This window comes from Roseicyclus salinarum (assembly GCF_029624655.1).
Classification (GTDB): Bacteria; Pseudomonadota; Alphaproteobacteria; order Rhodobacterales; family Rhodobacteraceae; genus Roseibacterium; species Roseibacterium salinarum.
In genome coordinates, this window is record NZ_JARRSA010000013.1 from 21,618 (window position 1) to 40,060 (window position 18,443).

15 protein-coding genes are annotated in these 18,443 nt (G+C 68.8%); 6 read left to right on the forward strand and 9 right to left on the reverse strand.

The window, feature by feature from the left end; genetic code table 11:
* Positions 1 to 20: 20 nt before the first annotated feature.
* The 4 genes from P6F26_RS10515 to P6F26_RS10530 form a co-directional block, all read right to left on the reverse strand.
* Positions 21 to 797 carry an enoyl-CoA hydratase-related protein gene (locus P6F26_RS10515; RefSeq protein ID WP_278028640.1) on the reverse strand — a complete coding sequence of 259 codons (777 nt, stop codon included), beginning with the start codon at positions 795 to 797 and terminating at the stop codon, positions 21 to 23.
* Between the two features lie 75 nt (positions 798 to 872).
* Positions 873 to 1,331: a cytochrome c-type biogenesis protein gene (locus tag P6F26_RS10520; RefSeq protein ID WP_278028641.1), complete on the reverse strand. Its 459-nt coding sequence runs from the start codon at positions 1,329 to 1,331 to the stop codon at positions 873 to 875.
* A complete protein-coding gene (locus P6F26_RS10525; RefSeq protein ID WP_278028642.1) occupies positions 1,328 to 3,313 on the reverse strand; it encodes a heme lyase CcmF/NrfE family subunit in 1,986 nt (661 codons plus the stop codon). Before P6F26_RS10525 ends, P6F26_RS10520 begins: the two co-directional genes overlap by 4 nt.
* 133 nt (positions 3,314 to 3,446) lie before the next feature.
* Positions 3,447 to 5,024 (reverse strand): helicase HerA-like domain-containing protein, encoded by a 1,578-nt coding sequence (locus tag P6F26_RS10530; RefSeq protein ID WP_278028643.1) that lies wholly within the window; start codon positions 5,022 to 5,024, stop codon positions 3,447 to 3,449.
* Between the two features lie 518 nt (positions 5,025 to 5,542).
* Here P6F26_RS10530 and P6F26_RS10535 point away from each other — a divergent pair.
* Entirely contained in the window at positions 5,543 to 6,193 is a 651-nt protein-coding gene (locus tag P6F26_RS10535) for an invasion associated locus B family protein (RefSeq protein ID WP_278028644.1), read from the forward strand.
* A gap of 66 nt (positions 6,194 to 6,259) precedes the next feature.
* Here P6F26_RS10535 and P6F26_RS10540 read toward each other — a convergent pair whose 3' ends face one another.
* Genes P6F26_RS10540 through P6F26_RS10555 form a run of 4 tightly spaced genes read right to left on the reverse strand, consistent with a single transcriptional unit; the run spans position 6,260 to position 10,511 of the window.
* On the reverse strand, positions 6,260 to 7,471 hold the full coding sequence (locus P6F26_RS10540; RefSeq protein ID WP_278028645.1) for a beta-ketoacyl-[acyl-carrier-protein] synthase family protein: 1,212 nt from the start codon (positions 7,469 to 7,471) through the stop codon (positions 6,260 to 6,262).
* 10 nt (positions 7,472 to 7,481) lie between these two features.
* Positions 7,482 to 7,751 (reverse strand): acyl carrier protein, encoded by a 270-nt coding sequence (locus P6F26_RS10545; RefSeq protein ID WP_278028646.1) that lies wholly within the window; start codon positions 7,749 to 7,751, stop codon positions 7,482 to 7,484.
* Between the two features lie 32 nt (positions 7,752 to 7,783).
* On the reverse strand, positions 7,784 to 8,881 hold the full coding sequence (lpxD, locus tag P6F26_RS10550; protein WP_278028647.1) for a UDP-3-O-(3-hydroxymyristoyl)glucosamine N-acyltransferase: 1,098 nt from the start codon (positions 8,879 to 8,881) through the stop codon (positions 7,784 to 7,786).
* 31 nt (positions 8,882 to 8,912) lie between these two features.
* On the reverse strand, positions 8,913 to 10,511 hold the full coding sequence (locus P6F26_RS10555; RefSeq protein ID WP_278028648.1) for a L,D-transpeptidase family protein: 1,599 nt from the start codon (positions 10,509 to 10,511) through the stop codon (positions 8,913 to 8,915).
* Between the two features lie 397 nt (positions 10,512 to 10,908).
* Between P6F26_RS10555 and mepK the strand changes: the two genes are divergently transcribed.
* From mepK to msrA, 3 genes are all read left to right on the forward strand, one after another.
* On the forward strand, positions 10,909 to 11,469 hold the full coding sequence (gene mepK / locus P6F26_RS10560; protein ID WP_278028649.1) for a peptidoglycan L,D-endopeptidase MepK: 561 nt from the start codon (positions 10,909 to 10,911) through the stop codon (positions 11,467 to 11,469).
* Positions 11,470 to 11,659: 190 nt separating this feature from the next.
* Positions 11,660 to 12,109: a peptide-methionine (R)-S-oxide reductase MsrB gene (gene msrB / locus P6F26_RS10565; RefSeq protein ID WP_278028650.1), complete on the forward strand. Its 450-nt coding sequence runs from the start codon at positions 11,660 to 11,662 to the stop codon at positions 12,107 to 12,109.
* Complete coding sequence (msrA, locus tag P6F26_RS10570; protein ID WP_278028651.1) at positions 12,106 to 12,621, forward strand: peptide-methionine (S)-S-oxide reductase MsrA; 516 nt, start codon at positions 12,106 to 12,108, stop codon at positions 12,619 to 12,621. Before msrB ends, msrA begins: the two co-directional genes overlap by 4 nt.
* Before the next feature lie 108 nt (positions 12,622 to 12,729).
* Here msrA and P6F26_RS10575 read toward each other — a convergent pair whose 3' ends face one another.
* Positions 12,730 to 13,671: a 1-phosphofructokinase family hexose kinase gene (locus tag P6F26_RS10575; RefSeq protein ID WP_278028652.1), complete on the reverse strand. Its 942-nt coding sequence runs from the start codon at positions 13,669 to 13,671 to the stop codon at positions 12,730 to 12,732.
* 151 nt (positions 13,672 to 13,822) lie between these two features.
* Here P6F26_RS10575 and glgB point away from each other — a divergent pair, with 151 nt between their 5' ends.
* Together glgB and gghA are read left to right on the forward strand one after the other, a co-directional pair.
* Positions 13,823 to 16,027 (forward strand): 1,4-alpha-glucan branching protein GlgB, encoded by a 2,205-nt coding sequence (gene glgB / locus P6F26_RS10580; protein ID WP_278028653.1) that lies wholly within the window; start codon positions 13,823 to 13,825, stop codon positions 16,025 to 16,027.
* Between the two features lie 46 nt (positions 16,028 to 16,073).
* Positions 16,074 to 18,440: a glucosylglycerol hydrolase gene (gghA, locus tag P6F26_RS10585; RefSeq protein ID WP_278028654.1), complete on the forward strand. Its 2,367-nt coding sequence runs from the start codon at positions 16,074 to 16,076 to the stop codon at positions 18,438 to 18,440.
* The last annotated feature ends 3 nt before the right edge of the window (positions 18,441 to 18,443 follow it).

Here is an 18,443-nt window from a genome sequence, read left to right on the forward strand (position 1 = left end):
GGGCCTGCGCGCTCGCGCGCTCAGCGCCCCTCGAACCGCGCGGGGCGTTTCTCGATGAAGGCCATCACGCCTTCCTTGAAGTCGCGCGTGCGGCCGCATTCGCCCTGAAGCTTCCCTTCCAGCAGAAGCTGCTCCTGCAGGTCGTTGCCGAAGCTCGCCTGCATCGCCTGCTTCACGCGCTTGTAGGCCTCGGTCGGACCCTCGGCGAGGTGTGCGGCCCGGCCGCGCCAGACTTCCTCGAAGCGCGCGTCCTCGACGGCCTCCCAGATCATGCCCCAGGACGCGGCCTGTTCGGCACTGATCTTGTCGGCGAACAGCGCCGCGCCCATGGCCCGTGCGAGGCCGATCTGGCGCGGCAGCACCCAGGTGCCGCCCGCGTCGGGGATCAGGCCGATGCGACTGAAGGCCTGGATGAAGCTTGCCGATTGCGCCGCGATCACCACGTCCGCCACGAGCGCGAGGTTCGCGCCCGCGCCGGCGGCTGTGCCGTTCACGGCGGCGATCACCGGCGCCGGGCAATCGACCACGGCGCGCAGCATGGGAATGTATTCGTCGCGCAGCGTCCGCTCGAGGTTGATGCTGCCCACGTTCGCCCGGTCGCCGAGGTCCTGCCCCGAACAGAAGGCGCGCCCCTCGCCCGTCAGGACGACCACGCGCGCCTCGTTGCCGGCCGTGCCGATGGCGTGGGTGATCTCGGCCCGCATCTGCGTGTTGAGGGCGTTCATCACGTCGGGCCTGCGCAGGGTGACGACCGCGACGCCGCCGTCATCCTCGCGCGTGATGGTTTCGTATTCCATGGGACATCCCCGCCGTTGCCGTTGCGGGTCGGACACTAGCAGAGCGGCGCGGAAGGGGAAGCTCCCGACGCTGCGTCACTCGCGCAGGATTTCGCGAAGCCGCGCGGTCTCGTCCTCGGTCAGCGCGGTTTCCGTCGGCGCTTCGGCGCGGCCCCGGCGACGGATGTAGACGGCCGACAGGCCAAGGCCGAGCAGCAGAAGAACCGGCGCCGCCAGCCAGAGCGCGATTGTGGAGCCCTGCATCGGCGGACGCAGAAGGACGTATTCGCCGTAGCGGTCGACGATGTAGGAGACCACCTCGTCGTTCGTGTCGCCCTCCATGAGGCGCTCGCGCACCAGTATCCGGAGGTCACGGGCGAGCTCCGCGTTCGATTCGTCGATGGACTCGTTTCGGCACACGAGGCAGCGAAGCCCGCCCGAGATATCGCGGGCACGCTCCTCGAGGACGGGATCGCCGAGCACCTCGTCGGGCTGAACGGCGAAGGACGGCGTCGCCAGCGACAGCGCCAGAAGGGCTGCGGCGAGCCACCTCATTCCGCGGGCACCCCTTGGGGCGGGGCGGCCTTGCCCGCGCCCGCGGCGACCCGGTAGCGACGGTCCGACAGGCTGAGCGTCCCGCCAAGCGCCATGATGATCGTGCCGCCCCAGATCCAGTTGGCGAAGGGCTTGATCCACGTCCTGACGGCCCAGCCGCCATTGTCCTGCGGATCGCCCAGCGTGACGTAGACATCGCGCGTGAAGCCGTTGTCGATCCCGGCTTCGGTCGTGGGCATTCCGGCGACAGGGTAGATGCGCCGCTCGGGCGTCAGGCTCGCGACGAGGCGCCCGCCATCAGCCTCGCGCACGTCGATCGTGGCGATCGTCGATATGAAGTTCGGGCCGCGCACGTTCTCGTCCACGCGGACAAGTTCGACCTCGTAGGCTCCGACGCGGTAGGCCTGCCCCTCCTGTGCGACGCGGATGTCCTCGACCTGGTAGCCGGTCAGGGCCACGACACCGAACATCGTGACGCCGAGCCCGGCATGGGCGACCGTCTTGCCCCAGTCGGCGCGAGGCAGGCGGGTCATGCGAGACAGGCGGCCCGCGACGCCTCCGCGGCCGGTGCGGGACCACAGATCGACCATCGCGCCCGCCACCAGCCAGACCGACAGGCTGACGCCGATGGGCGCAAGCGCCGAGTGGCCGGTGAACATGGCCCAGGCCAGGAGGCCGCAGGCCAGCGCGAGGACGAGCGCGGGCACCAGCGCGCGCAACGGCCGGTCGAGGCCCGCGCGCTTCCACGGCAGCATCGCCCCGATGGGCAGCGCCACGGCAAGCGCGAAGACGAAGGGCGTGAAGGCCGCGTTGAAGAAGGGCGGCCCCACCGACAGCGTCCGGTCGAAGAACATCTCGGCGATCAGCGGCCAGATCGTGCCGATGAAAACCACGAAGGTGGAGACCGCGAGAAGCAGGTTGTTCACCACGAGGCCGGACTCGCGGCTGACGGTCGAAAAGACGCCCTTGGCCTCCATCGCGCCTGCGCGCAGCGCGAAAAGAAGCAGTGCGCCGCCCATGAAGACGCCGAGGATCATCAGGATGAAGACGCCGCGCTCGGGGTCGTTGGCGAAGGCGTGAACCGAGGTCAGGACGCCCGATCGGACAATGAACGTCCCGATGAGGGAGAAGCCGAAGGCGAGGATCGCAAGGAGGATGGTCCAAGACTTCAGGGCCTCGCGCTTTTCCACCACGATGGCCGAATGGAGGAGCGCGGCCGCTATGAGCCACGGCATGAACGAGGCGTTCTCGACCGGATCCCAGAACCAGAACCCGCCCCAGCCAAGCTCGTAATAGGCCCACCACGACCCGAGGCCGATGCCGATGGTCAGGAACACCCATGCCGCAAGCGTCCATGGCCGCACCCAGCGGCCCCACGCGGCGTCGACGCGCCCCTCGATCAGGGCGGCGACGGCGAAGGAGAAGGCCATCGAAAGGCCGACATAGCCGAGGTAGAGGAACGGCGGGTGGAACGCGAGGCCAGGGTCCTGCAAAAGCGGGTTCAGGTCCTGCCCGTCGAAGGGCGGCTGCGCGACGCGCAGGAACGGGTTCGAGGTGAACAGGATGAAGGCGAAGAACGCCGCTGCGACCGAAGACTGCACGGCGAGCACGCGCGCCTTGAGCGTCGGCGGCAGGTTCTGCCCGAACCACGCGGCGCAGGCCCCGAAGAGCGTCAGGATCAGGACCCACAGAAGCAGCGAGCCCTCGTGGTTCCCCCAGACGCCGGTGATCTTGTAGAGAAGCGGCTTGGCGGTGTGCGAGTTCGCGATGACGAGGCTGAGCGAGAAGTCCGAGGTCACGAACGCGTAGGTCAGCGCCGCGAAACTGAAGGCGGTCAGAAGGAACTGCGTGGTCGCCGCGGGCTCCGCGACAGCCATCCATGAGGGCCGGTTCTGGGCCGCGCCCACCAGGGGCACGATCATCTGGAAGATCGCCACCATGAAGGCGAGGATCAGCGCGAAGTGTCCGAGTTCTACGATCATGACGGCGATGATATGCCTGTTGCGATGCCGGGCCAAGTGGATGCGTCAGTGGGGCGCATCGGATACGGTCGGGGGTGCGGTCGGGCCTACGGCCAACGCGCAGGGCGTCGCCTGGGTTCCGCGCTTGCGGGCCTCACCGCCCGCGGAAGATCCCGCCGAGGACGCCGCGCACGAGGGCCTGTCCAGATTTCGTGCCGAGCTGGCGCGCGAAGCTCTTGGCGAAGGTCTGCGCCACGCTGTCGGATCGCGACGACCCGCCGCGCGACACCCCGCTGCGCGCGGTCGAGCCGCCAGCGCGCGTGCCCGAGTAGCGGCGCGCGGCGTTGAACTCGCGCGCTGCGGGCGCCTCGGCCTCGGGACCAGCCGCGACCGCTGCCGCCTCGGCCTCGCGCGCAGCCTGCTCGGCGCGCGCGCGGAGGATCTCGAAGGCGCTTTCACGGTCCACGGGCGCGTCGTACTTGCCCGCCACGGGCGACAGGCCCATCAGCTCGGCGCGCGTCGCATCGGCGATCGGCCCGAGCTGCGACGAGGGCGGGCGGATCAGCGTGCGCTCGGCCACGCCCGGAACGCCCTTGCGCTCGAGCATCGAGGTGACGGCCTCGCCGGTGCCCACCTCGCGGATCGCATCCTCGATGTCGAAGGCGGGGTTGGCGCGGTAGTTCTGCGCCGCCTGACGCAGCTCGCGCTGGTCCTTGGCCGTGAACGCCCGCAGCGCGTGCTGGACCCGGTTTCCGAGCTGCCCGAGGATGTCCTCGGGCACGTCCGCGGGGTTCTGCGTGACGAAGTAGACGCCCACCCCCTTGGAGCGGATCAGACGGGCCACCTGTTCGACCTTGTCCACCAGCGCCTTGGGCGCGTCGTCGAACAGAAGGTGCGCCTCGTCGAAGAAGAAGACGAGCTTGGGCTTGTCGGGGTTGCCGACCTCGGGCAGCGTCTCGAACAGCTCGGACAGGAGCCACAGAAGGAACGTCGCATAAAGGCGCGGGCTCTGCATCAGCGTGTCGGCCGCGAGGATGTTGATCCGCCCAAGCCCCGCATCGTCGGCAAGGAAAAGATCGCCAAGCTCCAGCGCAGGCTCGCCGAAAAGGCGGTCGCCCCCCTGCCCCTCCAGCACCATGAGCCGCCGCTGGATCGCTCCGATCGAGGCCGTCGCCACGTTGCCGTAGCGCAGCGACAGGTCCTGCCTGTTCTGCCCGACCCACACCAGAAGGGCCTGCAGGTCCTTCAGGTCCAGAAGCGCGAGCCCCTGTTCGTCGGCGACGCGGAAGGCGATGTTCAGAACCCCCTCCTGCGCCTCGGACAGCTCCAGGAGGCGCGCAAGCAGAAGCGGCCCCATCTCGCTGACGGTCGTGCGCACCGGATGGCCCTTGGCGCCGAAGAGGTCCCAGAACGTCACCGGGAAGGCGCGATAGGCGTAGTCGGCGAACCCGATGCGGCCCGCGCGCTCCGTGAAGGCGCCGTGCAGCTTCGCCTCGGCGCTGCCCGATGCGCCGAGCCCCGACAGATCGCCCTTCACGTCGGACAGGAAGACCGGCACGCCCCGCGCCGAGAAGCTTTCGGCGAGGATCTGAAGCGTGACGGTCTTGCCGGTTCCCGTGGCGCCCGCGATCAGGCCGTGCCGGTTCGCGTAGGCCGGCAAAAGATGCTGTGGCGTGGCGTAGTCCGGGCCGCCCCCGCCGATGAAGATGCCCGCGTCCCTGCCCTCGTCCATGATCGTCACCCGGTCCTTCCGCGCCGACCCGCTGCCGGCATCCCGGAACGAAAATACAATCTTAACCTGTTTGCGCCAGTGTGGGTTTCGGTCCTGGCCACGCTGGTCTTCGGGGCCGACTTCCTCCCTGTCGACTGGCCGCGTCCGCCCCCCCCCGGACGCGGCCTTTTTCATGGCGCGTCCACCGCTTGCGGCGCCCTCGAACGGACGTCGCGGACGGCCCGAAATTGGTCGTTGACGCATGATGAAAGCTGCCGTAGCGTCCCCTCCAGAAAGTCGGCCAGTCCGACAGGGAGAGAAAAAATGCAAAGGGTCCGCTTGTCGGACCCTTTCGCTTTTTGGCTCCCCGATACCTCCCGCGCGCCACCGCTTTTCCAACCCCGAGCGGCGCGCGCAGCCCCGGCGGAGATCCGCACGCAAGCGCGGCGGAGGCGGGGAATTCGCCCCTGACAGGCGGCGATCTTCGTGGTAGCGACAGGCGTCGTTTACAGGCAAGACCATCAGGAAGAGACGAACACATGCGCCAGATCTTGCACCTCATCCGCCCCGCCGCCGCCGTGGCCGCGCTGCTGGGCCTGCCGCTCGCCGCCGCCGCGCAGGAGGCGGCCACCGAGCCGCAGCCGGGCGAAGCCTATGTGGCCGGGAGCTTCACCGACTGGGAACTTCGCTGCATCGCCGCCGCCGAGCCGGGCGCGCCTGAGCGCTGCGAGATGTTCCAGCTTCTGCTCGACGACGAGGACAACCCCGTGGCGGTGTTCCGCGTGAACGTGCCGCTTGCCCTCGCCGAGGAGCAGGTCGCGGCCGCCGTCATCGTGACGCCGATCGAGACGCTGCTCGCGCCGGGCGTGCGGCTCCGTATCGACGAGGGCGAGGTTGCGGGCATTCCGTTCACGCTGTGCGAGCCCTCGGGCTGCCTCGCGCGGATCCCGCTCAACGAGAACAACGTCGCGGCCTTCCGGGCCGGCGGAGACGTCTTCCTCGAGATCTTCGCGCTGGTTCGCGGCGACGTGGGCGAGATCGGGGGCGTTCCGGTTCCGCTGACCGCATCGCTGCGCGGCTTCACGGCCGCCTACGAGGCCCTGCAGGAGCGTCACGCACCCTTCGCCGAGGCGATCGCGGCGGCGCGGGCCGAAGGCGCCGCCTCCACCGAGGACGCCCAGACCGAGTGAAGCCGACATTGGCGTGACATCAGGACGGCCCGCCCCTCAAGGCGGGCCGTTCGCGTTCCGGGCGCCTCAGGGCGCCGCGCGCAGGGCGAGCACCGCGTTGAGGCCGCCGAAGGCGAAGGCGTTCGACAGCACCGCCTCGACCTTCGCCTCGCGCGCCTCGTTCGGCACCACGTCGAGCGCGCATTCGGGATCGGGCTCCTCGTAGCCGATGGTGGGCGCGATGATCCCGTCGCGCAGCGCCATGATGCAGGCCAGCAACTCGACCGCGCCGGTGCCACCGATCAGGTGGCCGTGCATCGACTTCGTGGACGAGATCATCAGCTCGTCCGCATGATGGCCGAAGGCGTTCGCGACGGCGGCGCATTCGACCTTGTCGTTCGCCGCGGTGCCGGTGCCGTGGGCGTTGATGTAGCCGATGGCCGAGGGGTCGAGCCGCGCATCCTTCAGCGCGCCGGTGATCGCGCGCGCCGCGCCCTGCTGCGAGGGCATGACGATGTCGGCAGCGTCGGACGTCATCGCGAAGCCCACGACCTCGGCGAGGATCTCGGCGCCGCGCGCCTTCGCGTGCTCGTATTCCTCGAAGACGAAGACCGCCGCGCCCTCGCCCTGCACCATCCCGTTGCGGTTCGCGCTGAACGGGCGGCATGCGTCCTTGGACATGACGCGCAGGCCCTCCCAGGCCTTGATGCCGCCGAAGGACAGCATCGCCTCCGAGCCGCCCGTCACCATGACGTCCGCGCCGCCGCCCCGGATCAGCTGGAAGGCGAGGCCCATCGCGTGGTTCGACGAGGCGCAGGCCGTCGCGACCGAGAAGGACGGCCCCTTGAGGTTCCACTCCATCGAGACGTGGCTCGCGGCGGCGTTGTTCATCAGCTTGGGCACGACGAAGGGATGGACGCGGTTCTTCCCCTCCTCGTAGACGGAGCGGTAGTTTTCGTCCCAGGTGTTCACGCCGCCGCCCGCCGTGCCGAGGACGACCCCCGAGCGCGCGGCGAGATCGCCCGCGAAGCTCAGGCCCGACCCGCCGAGCGCCTGTCGCGCCGCGATCAGCGTGAACTGGGTGAACCGGTCGTAAAGCGCGATCTGCTGGCGGTTGAAAAGCGCCTCGGGATCGTAGCCCGTGACCTGCCCGCCAATCCGCACCGACAGCCGCTCCACGTCGCGCAGCTCCAGCGGCCCGATCCCGCAACGCCCCTCCCGCATCGCCTCGAGGGTCTGCGGCACGTCGTGGCCGAGCGCGTTGATCGTGCCCTGTCCGGTGATGACGACACGTTTCATCGGCGGCCGGTCATGAGGATTTCTGCCCGGCGACCAGCGCCTCCACCGCGCGCACGATGGCCGCGACCGAGGAAATGTCGAAGTCGCTCGCCTCGGGTTCGTTGGCGTTGAACGGCACCTGGATGTCGAAGGCTTCCTCGATCGCGAAAATCGATTCCACGAGGCCGAGGCTGTCGATGCCGAGGTCTTCCAGCGTCGCGTCCATGGACACGTCGCCCGGCTCCAGCACCGCCTGCTCGGCGATGATGGCGATCACCCTGTCCCTGACGCTTTCGCCCATCGTCACACCTCCCGACGCTTCTGGCGCGTCACTTAAGGTGTCCGGTCCGGCTTGAAAACGGCTTTCTGCAACTCCGCGACGGTGCGAGCCAGGCGCGGCAGCCGGCGCAAGGCCTTGTACATCTCCACATGCGTGTCCATCCGGACGGCGGGGCTTCCCATGAGCATCCGTCCCGCCGGCACGTTGGAGTATATCTTGGTGGCGCCCGCGGCGACCACGTCCGAGCCGATCTCGATGTTGTCGGAGACGCCGCATTGCCCGCCGAGCACCACCCGGTCGCCCACGACCGCCGATCCCGCGAACCCCACCTGCCCGCACAGCAGGCAGTCGCGCCCGATGCGGCAGTTGTGGCCGATGTGGACGAGGTTGTCGATCTTGGTGCCGTCGCCGATCACCGTGTCGGCGATGGTGCCCCGGTCGATGGCGGCGTTGGCGCCGATCTCGACGTCGTCGCCGATCACGACCGAGCCGAGCGAATGGATCCGCGTCCAGCTTTGGCCGCCAGCGCCCGCGTCGTCCCGGCCGAGGCTTTCGCGCGCCGCCTCGACGCGGGATTTCTCGGGCGTGACGAAGGAAAAGCCGTCTCCGCCCAGAACCGCGCCCGGCTGCACGATGACGCGGTGGCCGATACGCACCCGCGCCCCGATCCGCGCGCCGGGATGGATGAGCGCATCGTCTCCGATCCGCGCACCCTCGCCGATGGTGACATGCGCCGCGATGCGCGCGCCCTGCCCGATCACCACGTCCGCGCCGATGACGGTGAACGGGCCGACATGCGCGCCCGGCCCGATCTGCGCGGACGGGTCGATCACTGCCGTGGCGTGGGCGCCCTGCGCGATCGCGGGGCCTGTGTCCATCGCTGCCGTGATCCCGGCGAGCGCGTAGCGCGGCCGCGGCGCCACGATGGCCGCCTCCAGGCCCAGGGCCCGCCAGTCCATGGCCCCGCCGATCAGCGCCGCGCGCGCCCGGCCCTTTGGCAGGTCGTCGGCGTAGCGCGGCGTCATGGCAAGCGCGAGGTCGTCGGGCCCGGCCGTCGCGGGCTCGGACACGCCCGATATCACGAGGTCGGCAGCCCCAAGGGCCTCTGCCCCGAGCGCCGCCGCGATGTCGCTGATCGAATGACCCGTCATGCCGCCCCCGCCTGTGCCAGCGGGGACCCGATTAGCTCGACGCGTCCGGCATGACCACCCCCATGGCGCGGATCGCCTGCCCGAGGCGCGCGTTCCGTCCATAGATGTCGTCGCGGAAGTTCAGCCCGCCCTCGTCGTCCACCCACGCCGTCCAGTAGGTCAGGTGGACAGGGATGTGTTCCTCGAGGTTCAGCTGCGTTTCCTGGCCGGTGCCGAGAATGCGCTGGAACAGGCCGACCGGGTCGTCCGTCTGGCGCTCGAGCAGGTGATAGGCGAATTCGTGCGGATCATCGAGGCGGATGCATCCCGACGAGAACGCGCGGACCTCGCGGTCCATCAGGTATTGCTCGGGCGTGTCGTGCAGGTAGATCGCGTGCCGGTTGGGGAACATGAACTTGACCGAGCCGAGCGCGTTGCTGGGTCCCGGCGGCTGGCGCAGGTCGAAGGGGAAGTTGGTGACGGTATACTGGCTCATGTCCACGGAGGCCCGGCTGACCGGCCTGCCGTTCGCCAGAAGCTGCATGTAGGTGCTGCCGCCCGCGAGGATGTTGCCGATGTAGGACCGCTGCGCGATCGAGCGCGGGACATACCAGCTGGGGTTGATGACCATGTGTTCCATCTCGTCGGAGAACTCGGGCGTCTGCCGGTCCCGCGCGCCCACGACCGAGCGCGTCACGAAGGTGGTCTCGCCCTCGTCGATCACGCGGACGTGGAAATCGGCCAGGTTGACGAAGATCAGGCGGTCATGCACCTCGCCGTCGTTCAGCCAGCGCTGCCGCTCCATGTGGAGCACGACGTCGTTCCAGTGATCCTCGACCGAGCGGTTGGCCGCCCGGATCGTGTCGGCGCCGGCGATGCCGTCCGGCGCGATGCCGTTGTCGATCTGGAATTCCACGACGGCCGCCTGCAGGCGCGCGTCGTATTCGGCGGTGACCGAGCGGTCGAGGTAGCCCATCGCAATCAGCCGGTTGCGCAACGCCACGACCGCGGGACCGGCGTCGCCCGGACGCAGGCTTCCGGCCTCGATCGTGGGGCCGTAGCCGCCCGCGCGCGCAAGGTCCTCGAGGTGCAGCTTCATGCGCATCAGGCGCGCATAGGCCGGATCCTGCGGCGGAAGCGTCGCCATGAAGGCATGGGGATTGGCCTCCATGAACCCGGTCAGAAGCTCGAGCGGGTCCTGCCGGGGGCGATCCTGGAAGATGTCGGGGATGATGTCGCCGGGATCGAGGAAGCCCCCGTGCACGTCCTGTGCGTAGCGAAGGAACATGCGCGTCGCCATCACGTCGGCCTGCCCGCGCGCCCAGGGGTTCGTGGCCTGCGCGAAGGCCGCGCGCAGCGCGCCGATGTCGTAGGCGTCTGCCGGAAGGCCGTGCACGTCCGCCCCCTCGAGCGCCGCGATCAGCGCCGAGCGCCTTTCGACCGCTTCGGACGAGGTCCAGATCGGGTGGAAGTCCTGCGCGCGGTAGAAGGCCGCCAGGCGCTCGTCTCCGGCTGACGCCTCGGCGATGGCCTGCCGCAGCGCCGAGAAGGTCTGCGCCTCGACCGGCGCGGGCAGCAGTCCCGATACGGTGATCGGCGCCACGGCAAGCGCGAAGGCCGCGAACGAAGCGCGCACGAAACTGGAACTCATGATCCCTCTTCCTTTTTTCCCGGTCATCAACGTTGCCGCCGCCGATTGGATCCCTTGAACAATTTCAATGCAAAAGGGCCGTCCTGTCCATTCACGTTTTTGCAGCCTTGTTGCGGTATCCGATACGTCATCGAAATCCCCACCGCACCCCCGGTGGCCCGGAAATCGCGGCGGCGGTGCCGAGAAGTAACGCAGGATCTGGCCTGCTCAAGGGCATTATATGGGCGAAATCCCGCCGATTTTTCCCGTTTACCGCGGATGCGTCGTGTCGACACTACCGGAAGGTTTTCACATGTGGCATGCCTGCATCGTGCCTGCGGGGATGGGGTGCACGAAAAGAGCCGCGGAAAAGCGGTGTGCGCCGATAACGAACTGGCGGAACAGAGGCGATCGATACATGTCGGACAGGACCATTTCACGGCGGGCGCTCCTGCGCGCGTTCGCCGCGACAACAGTGGCTGCGGCCCCCGTCATGGCGAATGCGACGGGATTTCTCAGGGGCGCCGGCGACATCAGGCGCATCCAGATGTACAACGGACGGGCGGGCGAAAGCCTCGACATGATCTACTGGATCGAGGGCGACTACATCGCCCCCGCCCTCGAGGAGATCAACTATTTCTTCCGCGACTGGCGCGACAACACCGTGCACAGCATCGACGCGCGGACCGTCGACATCCTGACCGCGGCGCACCGCCTCATGGAGACGGACGAACCCTACACCCTCCTTTCGGGCTACCGGAGCCCTTCGACCAACGCGCTTCTGCGCCGCCGCTCGTCGGGCGTCGCGCGCAATTCGCTTCACCTCCAGGGGCAGGCCGCGGACGTGCAGATGCAGTCGCGGAGCGTCGGCCAGATGTACAGCGCGGCGCGCGCCTGCAACGCCGGCGGTGTCGGCCGCTACTCGCGGTCGAACTTCGTCCACATGGACTGCGGTCCGGTCCGCACCTGGGGTGGCTGAGCGGACAACCACGCCGCCGCCGCCCGGTTCCATCGCATCGAGACACAAGGGCCCCGTGACGCGGGGCCTTTCGCATTTCACCGACCCCGGCCGGACCGGCGCCCGGATCGAGCGGCGGATCGACCGGACGTGATTGGACTTCGCGCCTGTCGTCTCCATATTCAGATCAACGACGAAGGAGCCGACGCACATGCGCAACTACACCAAGGACCCCGAGGCGATCGCCAGGCTGACGCCCGAGCAGTTCCGCGTCACCCAGCAGGACGCGACCGAGCGGCCGGGAACGGGTGAATACCTGCACAACAAGGAGCCGGGCATCTACGTCGACGTGGTCTCGGGCGAGCCGCTTTTCGCCTCGTCTGACAAGTACGAGTCCGGCTGCGGCTGGCCCAGCTTCGTCAAGCCGCTCGAGCCCGCCAACGTGGCCGAAAAGCGAGACCTCAGCCTCGGCATGATCCGCACCGAAGTGCGCTCGGCCCATGGCGACAGCCACCTCGGCCATGTCTTTCCCGATGGGCCGCGCGACCGCGGCGGGCTGCGATACTGCATCAATTCCGCCTCGCTCCGCTTCGTGCATCGCGACGACATGGAGGCAGAGGGCTACGCGGATTATCTCGATCAGGTGGAGGATCTGGCATGAGCGACCGAACCGAACGCGCTGTCCTTGCGGGTGGCTGTTTCTGGGGAATGCAGGAGTTGATCCGCCACAAGCCCGGCGTGATCTCGACCCGCGTGGGCTATACCGGCGGCGACGTGCCGAACGCGACCTACCGCAACCACGGCACCCACGCCGAGGGGATCGAGATCGTGTTCGACCCCGAGGTGATCAGCTACCGCGACCTGCTGGAGTTCTTCTTCCAGATCCACGATCCGACCACGAGAAACCGGCAGGGCAACGACATCGGCATGAGCTATCGCTCGGCGATCTACTACGTGGACGAGGCGCAGAAGGCCTGCGCCCTCGAGACGATCGCTGATGTGGAGGCGTCGGGCATCTGGCCTGGCCGTGTCGTCACCGAGGTCGAGCCGGTCGGCGATTTCTGGGAGGCCGAGCCCGAGCACCAGGATTACCTGCAGCGCCTGCCGCACGGGTACACCTGCCACTATCCGCGCCCCGGCTGGGTCCTGCCAAGGCGCGCCGCCGCCGAGTGACCAATCGCGCGACAACCGAAGCGGGGCGCGGCCATGCGCGAGCGGGCCGCGCCCCGTTTCCTTTCGGCGGGATCCCTTGGCGGCAAACGCGGCCACGGGCCCGCGCCGTCAGGTCCGCGTGGCCACGCAATCCGGCAGGAGCCTGTGGAACACCGACCGGTCGCATAGCTCCGTCGCCTCGGTGGTGACGGCGGCGCTGGCGGCCGTCACGCCCCAGCGCAGCACATCGTCGAGCGCCATGCCGCGCGACAGCGCAAGCGTCGATCCGGCGACGAAGCTGTCGCCCGCGCCGGTGACGGAGACCACCGGCACAACGGCCGCGGGCGCGAACCAGCGTTCGGTTGCTGTCACGAGGACGGATCCCTCTGCCCCGCGCGCGAGGATCGCGATCTCGGCGGCGCCCGACGCCACGAGATCCGCCGCCGCCTCCACGCTGTCGGCGATCTTCGGGTGGTCGCGGCCCGTCAGTTCCTCGGCCTCGTCGCTGTCCATGCGCAGCATCTTCAGCCCAAGACCCGCGGCCGCGATCGCGGCGAGGGCCGGGCCCGAGGTGTCGCAGACGACCGAGCCGCCGGCGCTCATGATGACACGCGCAAGTTCGACCAGCGAGGCGGGCGGAAGCCCTGGCGGCAGCGAGCCCGACAGCACGACCAGATCGCCCGCTCCGACCAGCGGGCGCAGCATCGCCTCCGCCTCCTCCAGGTCCGCGCCGCTCCAGGTCGGGCCGGGAAAGATGAAGCGGTATTGAGCGCCCGTCCGCTCCTCGATCACGGACAGGTTCTCGCGCGTGTCGCCGGGGGCGCGAAGCTTGGCCACGGAAATTCCGGGCCGCACGAGGCGCGCCAGCAGGTCCTCGCCGATCGGTCCGCCTGCGGCCACCGCCGCCGTCGCCTCGCCGCCGAGGATCGCGACGGCGCGGGCGACGTTGATCCCGCCGCCGCCGGGATCGCGGCGCGGCGGGCTGCAGCGCAGCTTGCGGCCGGGGGCAAGCTCGGGCGTGCGGGTCTCGAGGTCGAGGGCGGGGTTCAGGGTCACGGTCAGGATTGCCATGACGACTTGATAGGGCGAGGCGGCCCGGCAGGAAACCGGTCATTCACAAGGACCCGGCGAAAGACGCGCGCGGCGGCGATCCGCCTGCCGCCCGAAGCGCGGCTTGGGCGGGGGCGTTGAACTCCGGGCGAGAACCGCTAGGGTTCGGGACATGCAGCATTTCCCCAACGCGCAGGCCGACGCCCCTGCCCCGTCCGACGCGACCGCGCGCCTTGTCTCCGGCAAGAACGGCGATCCCTTCGCGATCCTCGGCCCGCACGAGGTGGACGGGATCCGCCATGTGACCGCGTTCCAGCCCGGCGCCGACATGCTGGCCGCCCGCGTGGGCGAGGCCGACCACACGCTGGCGCCGGTGGCCGGGCGCGCAGGCCTGTTCCGCGGCCCCGTGCCGGGCGAGGGCCCCTACCGCCTTCATGCGCGCGCCGCCGACGGAAGCGAATGGGATTTCGACGACCCCTACCGCTTCGGCCCTGTCCTCGGCGAGCTGGACGAGCATCTGTTCGCGGAAGGGACGCACCACCGGCTGTGGCACGCGCTCGGCGCGCACGTCATGGAGCATCAGGGCGTCGCCGGTATCCATTTCGCGGTCTGGGCCCCCAACGCGGCGCGCGTGTCGGTGGTGGGCGAGTTCAACCTCTGGGACGGGCGACGGCACGTCATGCGCAAGCGCGGCGCGACCGGATTGTGGGAGCTGTTCCTGCCCGGCCTCGGCGAGGGGATCGCCTACAAGTACGAGATCCTAGGAGCCGACGGAGAGCTTCAGCCGCTCAAGGCGGACCCGGCCGGCTACGGCTCTCAGCATCCGCCGAAGAACGCCTCGGTGGTGCGGGACATCTCGGGCTACGGCTGGTCGGACGACGCATGGATGGAGACGCGCGCGGGCCGAAACGCGCGCACCGCGCCGATCTCGATCTACGAGGTGCACCTCGCGTCGTGGCGGCGGAAGCAAGACGGGCGGCCCATCTCCTATGTCGAGGCGGCACGCGAACTGGTGGACTATGCCGCGGACATGGGCTTCACGCATATCGAGCTTCTGCCGATCAGCGAGCATCCCTTCGACGGATCGTGGGGCTACCAGCCGGTGGGTCTGTTCGCGCCCACCGTGAGGCATGGGCCCCCGCACGAATTCCGCGACCTCGTGGCGGCGGCGCACGACAGGGGCCTCGGCGTCATCCTCGATTGGGTGCCGGGGCATTTCCCCACCGACCCCCATGGCCTCGGGAGGTTCGACGGCACCCCGCTTTACGAACACGCCGACCCGCGCGAGGGCTTCCACCAGGACTGGAACACGCTGATCTACAATTACGGGCGCACCGAGGTTAAGAACTTCCTCGTCTCCAACGCGCTCTACTGGCTGGAGGAATACCACGCCGATGGGCTGCGCGTGGATGCCGTGGCCTCGATGCTCTACCGCGACTATTCGCGAGCGGACGGCGAATGGGTGCCGAACAAGGATGGCGGGCGCGAAAATTACGAGGCCATCGCGATGCTGCGCGAGATGAACGCCGCCACCTACGGCGCCGCGCCGGGCATCATGACGGTGGCCGAGGAAAGCACCGCCTATCCCAAGGTCTCGGCGCCGGTGCACGAGGGCGGCCTCGGCTTCGGCTACAAGTGGAACATGGGCTGGATGAACGACACGCTCGCCTACATGGCGAACGATCCGATGCACCGGCGCCACCATCACCACAAGATGACCTTCGGGCTGACCTACGCCTTCTCCGAGACCTTCATCCTGCCCGTCAGCCATGACGAGGTGGTGCATGGCAAGGGCTCGATGCTGGGGCGGATGCCGGGCGGCACGGACGAGAAATTCGCCAACCTGCGCGCCTATTACGGCTTCATGTGGGGCCATCCCGGCAAGAAGCTTCTCTTCATGGGTCAGGAATTCGGCCAGCAGGCCGAGTGGAACCATGACGCCGAGATCGACTGGGGCGCGCTCGACGATCCGCGTCACGAAGGGCTCCGTCGCCTCGTGCGGGACCTCAACACGCTCTACCGCGCCGAGCCCGCGCTGCATGTCGGGGACGCCGATCCGGGCGGGTTCCAGTGGATCGAGGCCGACGACGCGGAGCGCTCGGTCTATGCGTGGCTCCGGCGCGGTGGCCCGGACGATCCGAACGCCGTCGTCATCTGCAACTTCACGCCCGTCGAGCGGCGCGGATACCGTGTCGGGCTTCCGGCGGCGGGACGCTGGCGCGAGGCACTGAACACCGACGCCGGCATCTATGGCGGCGGCGGACGTGGCAACATGGGGGCGGTCGATGCGGCCGGCCCGGCCCACCACGGGCAGGCATCGAGCGCCGAACTGACGCTGCCGCCCTTTTCGACGCTGATCCTCGTCCACGAGGACTGACCCGCAACGCGGCAAAACGAAAACAAGACCAACCAGGAGGGACATCATGGCCCTGGCCGACCGTATCCAGTTCAACGAGCCAAAAGCCCGCGCCGAGGCCGAGGCCGCGCGCGCAGCGCTGACCAACGCCAAAACGAGCTTCGAGGCCGAGCGCCTGATCGCGCGCCGCCTCGGCGCCCGGATCGAGGGGGACTGCGCCATATTCGGCTTCTGGACCCCCGAGCTTCTGGACGCGCGCGTGCCCTCGGGCGACATCTTCCTCGAGGTGCTCTCGCCGCGCGAGCCGCTCGACCTGACACGGGCGCACCAGACGGTGGCCTTCGACCGCACCTGGGTCCCCGTGATCCGGGAGGAGGCGCATTGCTTCACCGCCGTCACGGGGATGCGCGCGGGCACGCGCGAGACCGTGGGCGAGTTCTACGCGCTGGCATGGCGCGACGCCGAGGACAACTGGCACCGCATCCTCGACCCGCTGGCGATGTCCCTGCCCTTCGGCGTCATGGCCCCGGCCGAGCTTTACGACGTGGACGCGATGCAGGCGGGCCGCGCCGACGCCGCCTATTTCGAGGCGCTCAAGGGCCCCGCGCCGCACAAGTTCGGGCCGCCGGTCAACATCTTGCAGATCCACGTCCCCACCGCGACCGCGGGCGGCACGCTGGCAAGCCTGACGCGCCATTACCAGCGCCTCGCCGACAGGGTGGCGCGCGAGCTGCCGCTGGAACCCGCCGACCAGCTTTTCCTCGGCTACGACGCCGTCCAGCTTCTGCCCGTCGAGCCCACGACCGTCTACGAGACCGGCCCCGATTTCTGGCAGGAAGAGGCCGGCGACAGCGACAGCGTGAGCGTGTCGCTCCTGAGGCCGGACACCACCAACTGGGGCTATGACATCGTGATCTCGGGCATGGCCACGGTGAACCCCGTGCTCCTAGAAAGCGGGCGCCCGGACGAATTGGTCGACCTCGCCTCGGTCCTGCACAACTTCCCCTCGAGGCCCAAGAGCCTGATCCTCGACGTGGTCTTCGGCCATTCCGACAACCAGGGGCTTCGCGCGCTCAACAAGCACTTCTTCGCCGGGCCGAACATGTACGGCCAGAACCTCGACTACCAGAACGCCGCGGTGCGCGCGATCCTTCTGGAGATGCAGCGCCGCAAGGTGAACTTCGGCGCGGACGCCGTGCGCGTGGACGGCGCGCAGGACTTCAAGTGGTGGGACCCCGGCGCGCAATGCATGCGTCACGACGACGACTACCTGCAAAGCATGTCCGACATCGTGCAGGAGGTTGCGGGCACGCAGTACCGGCCATGGTTCATCTTCGAGGACGGACGCCCCTGGCCCGAGGAGGACTGGGAACTGTCCTCGACCTACCGCGCGGTGATCGACGCGCAGCGCGACGACGACGTGTTCCAGTGGGGACCGCTGACCTTCGCGCACAACACTCCTTTCCTCTACACCTTCTGGCTGTCGAAATACTGGCGCATCCGCGAGGCGCTGGAGGTCGGTGCGAACTGGATCTCCGGCACCTCGAACCACGACACGCTCAGGCGCGGCACGCAGGTCAACCCCAAGCTCAACGTGAACACGCGGCTCGGGCGCACCAAGATGGAAATCCTCGACAAGGCCTACGACAACCCCGCCGTCCACGTGCTGACCTACGTGGCCCTTCCCGGCGTGCCGATGGACTTCCTGAACGCGATGGCCCGCGCCTCGTGGGGGTTCATCCGCAACCAGGACGACAAGTACGGCGTCAAGGTCGTGTCCGAGGAGGCCATCAGCCTGAAGTGGCAGGTGGACGAGTATTCCTACTCGGTGCCCGGCAATTTCCGGCGGCTGAAAGAGATGGGCTTCGAGACGCGGGCGGAGCTGGCGCGGTTCCTCGAATTCCTGCCCGCGCTGGTCGAGGTCACGGAATACGACCTCGAGGAGATCGCGCGCCTTCTCGACAAGGCCGAGCCGCCGCTTGCCGGCCCCGATTTCACCGTGCGCAGCCTCAAGGACATCTCGCGCGCGTGGATGGACGACATGCACGACTACTGCAACGTGTCGAACTCCTTCCCCTCGCTCGACGACGAGCAGCTGGCTTTCTGCCTCGCCACACGCAACTTCCGCCGCGCGCGCCCCTGGCTGCGCGACCGGTACGGGGCGAAGGACCGCTTCGGCTACGTCGAACCGATCGAGGGGCGCACGATCTTCACCTCGCTGCGCCATGGCCCCGACGGCGAACAGGTCTTCTCGGTCACGCACATGGAGGGCAAGCCAACCCACGAGATCGAGCCGCTGTCGCTGCCGGTGGAGGGCATCGAGGGTACGGGTTGGAAGCTTGCGCTGCAGACGCCCTCGATCGGGGCGGACTACGTCGGAGGGCCGATCGTTCTGACGGATTCGATGGCGCTGGTCTACACGCGCGCGGCCTGACCC

Bases quoted from the DNA above. Each gene is read 5' to 3' on its own strand.
- P6F26_RS10515 (WP_278028640.1), bottom strand. From the start codon at position 797: ATGGAATACGAAACCATCACGCGCGAGGATGACGGCGGCGTCGCGGTC.
- P6F26_RS10520 (WP_278028641.1), bottom strand. From the start codon at position 1,331: ATGAGGTGGCTCGCCGCAGCCCTTCTGGCGCTGTCGCTGGCGACGCCG.
- P6F26_RS10525 (WP_278028642.1), bottom strand. From the start codon at position 3,313: ATGATCGTAGAACTCGGACACTTCGCGCTGATCCTCGCCTTCATGGTG.
- P6F26_RS10530 (WP_278028643.1), bottom strand. From the start codon at position 5,024: ATGGACGAGGGCAGGGACGCGGGCATCTTCATCGGCGGGGGCGGCCCG.
- P6F26_RS10535 (WP_278028644.1), top strand. From the start codon at position 5,543: ATGCGCCAGATCTTGCACCTCATCCGCCCCGCCGCCGCCGTGGCCGCG.
- P6F26_RS10540 (WP_278028645.1), bottom strand. From the start codon at position 7,471: ATGAAACGTGTCGTCATCACCGGACAGGGCACGATCAACGCGCTCGGC.
- P6F26_RS10545 (WP_278028646.1), bottom strand. From the start codon at position 7,751: ATGGGCGAAAGCGTCAGGGACAGGGTGATCGCCATCATCGCCGAGCAG.
- lpxD (WP_278028647.1), bottom strand. From the start codon at position 8,881: ATGACGGGTCATTCGATCAGCGACATCGCGGCGGCGCTCGGGGCAGAG.
- P6F26_RS10555 (WP_278028648.1), bottom strand. From the start codon at position 10,511: ATGAGTTCCAGTTTCGTGCGCGCTTCGTTCGCGGCCTTCGCGCTTGCC.
- mepK (WP_278028649.1), top strand. From the start codon at position 10,909: ATGTCGGACAGGACCATTTCACGGCGGGCGCTCCTGCGCGCGTTCGCC.
- msrB (WP_278028650.1), top strand. From the start codon at position 11,660: ATGCGCAACTACACCAAGGACCCCGAGGCGATCGCCAGGCTGACGCCC.
- msrA (WP_278028651.1), top strand. From the start codon at position 12,106: ATGAGCGACCGAACCGAACGCGCTGTCCTTGCGGGTGGCTGTTTCTGG.
- P6F26_RS10575 (WP_278028652.1), bottom strand. From the start codon at position 13,671: ATGGCAATCCTGACCGTGACCCTGAACCCCGCCCTCGACCTCGAGACC.
- glgB (WP_278028653.1), top strand. From the start codon at position 13,823: ATGCAGCATTTCCCCAACGCGCAGGCCGACGCCCCTGCCCCGTCCGAC.
- gghA (WP_278028654.1), top strand. From the start codon at position 16,074: ATGGCCCTGGCCGACCGTATCCAGTTCAACGAGCCAAAAGCCCGCGCC.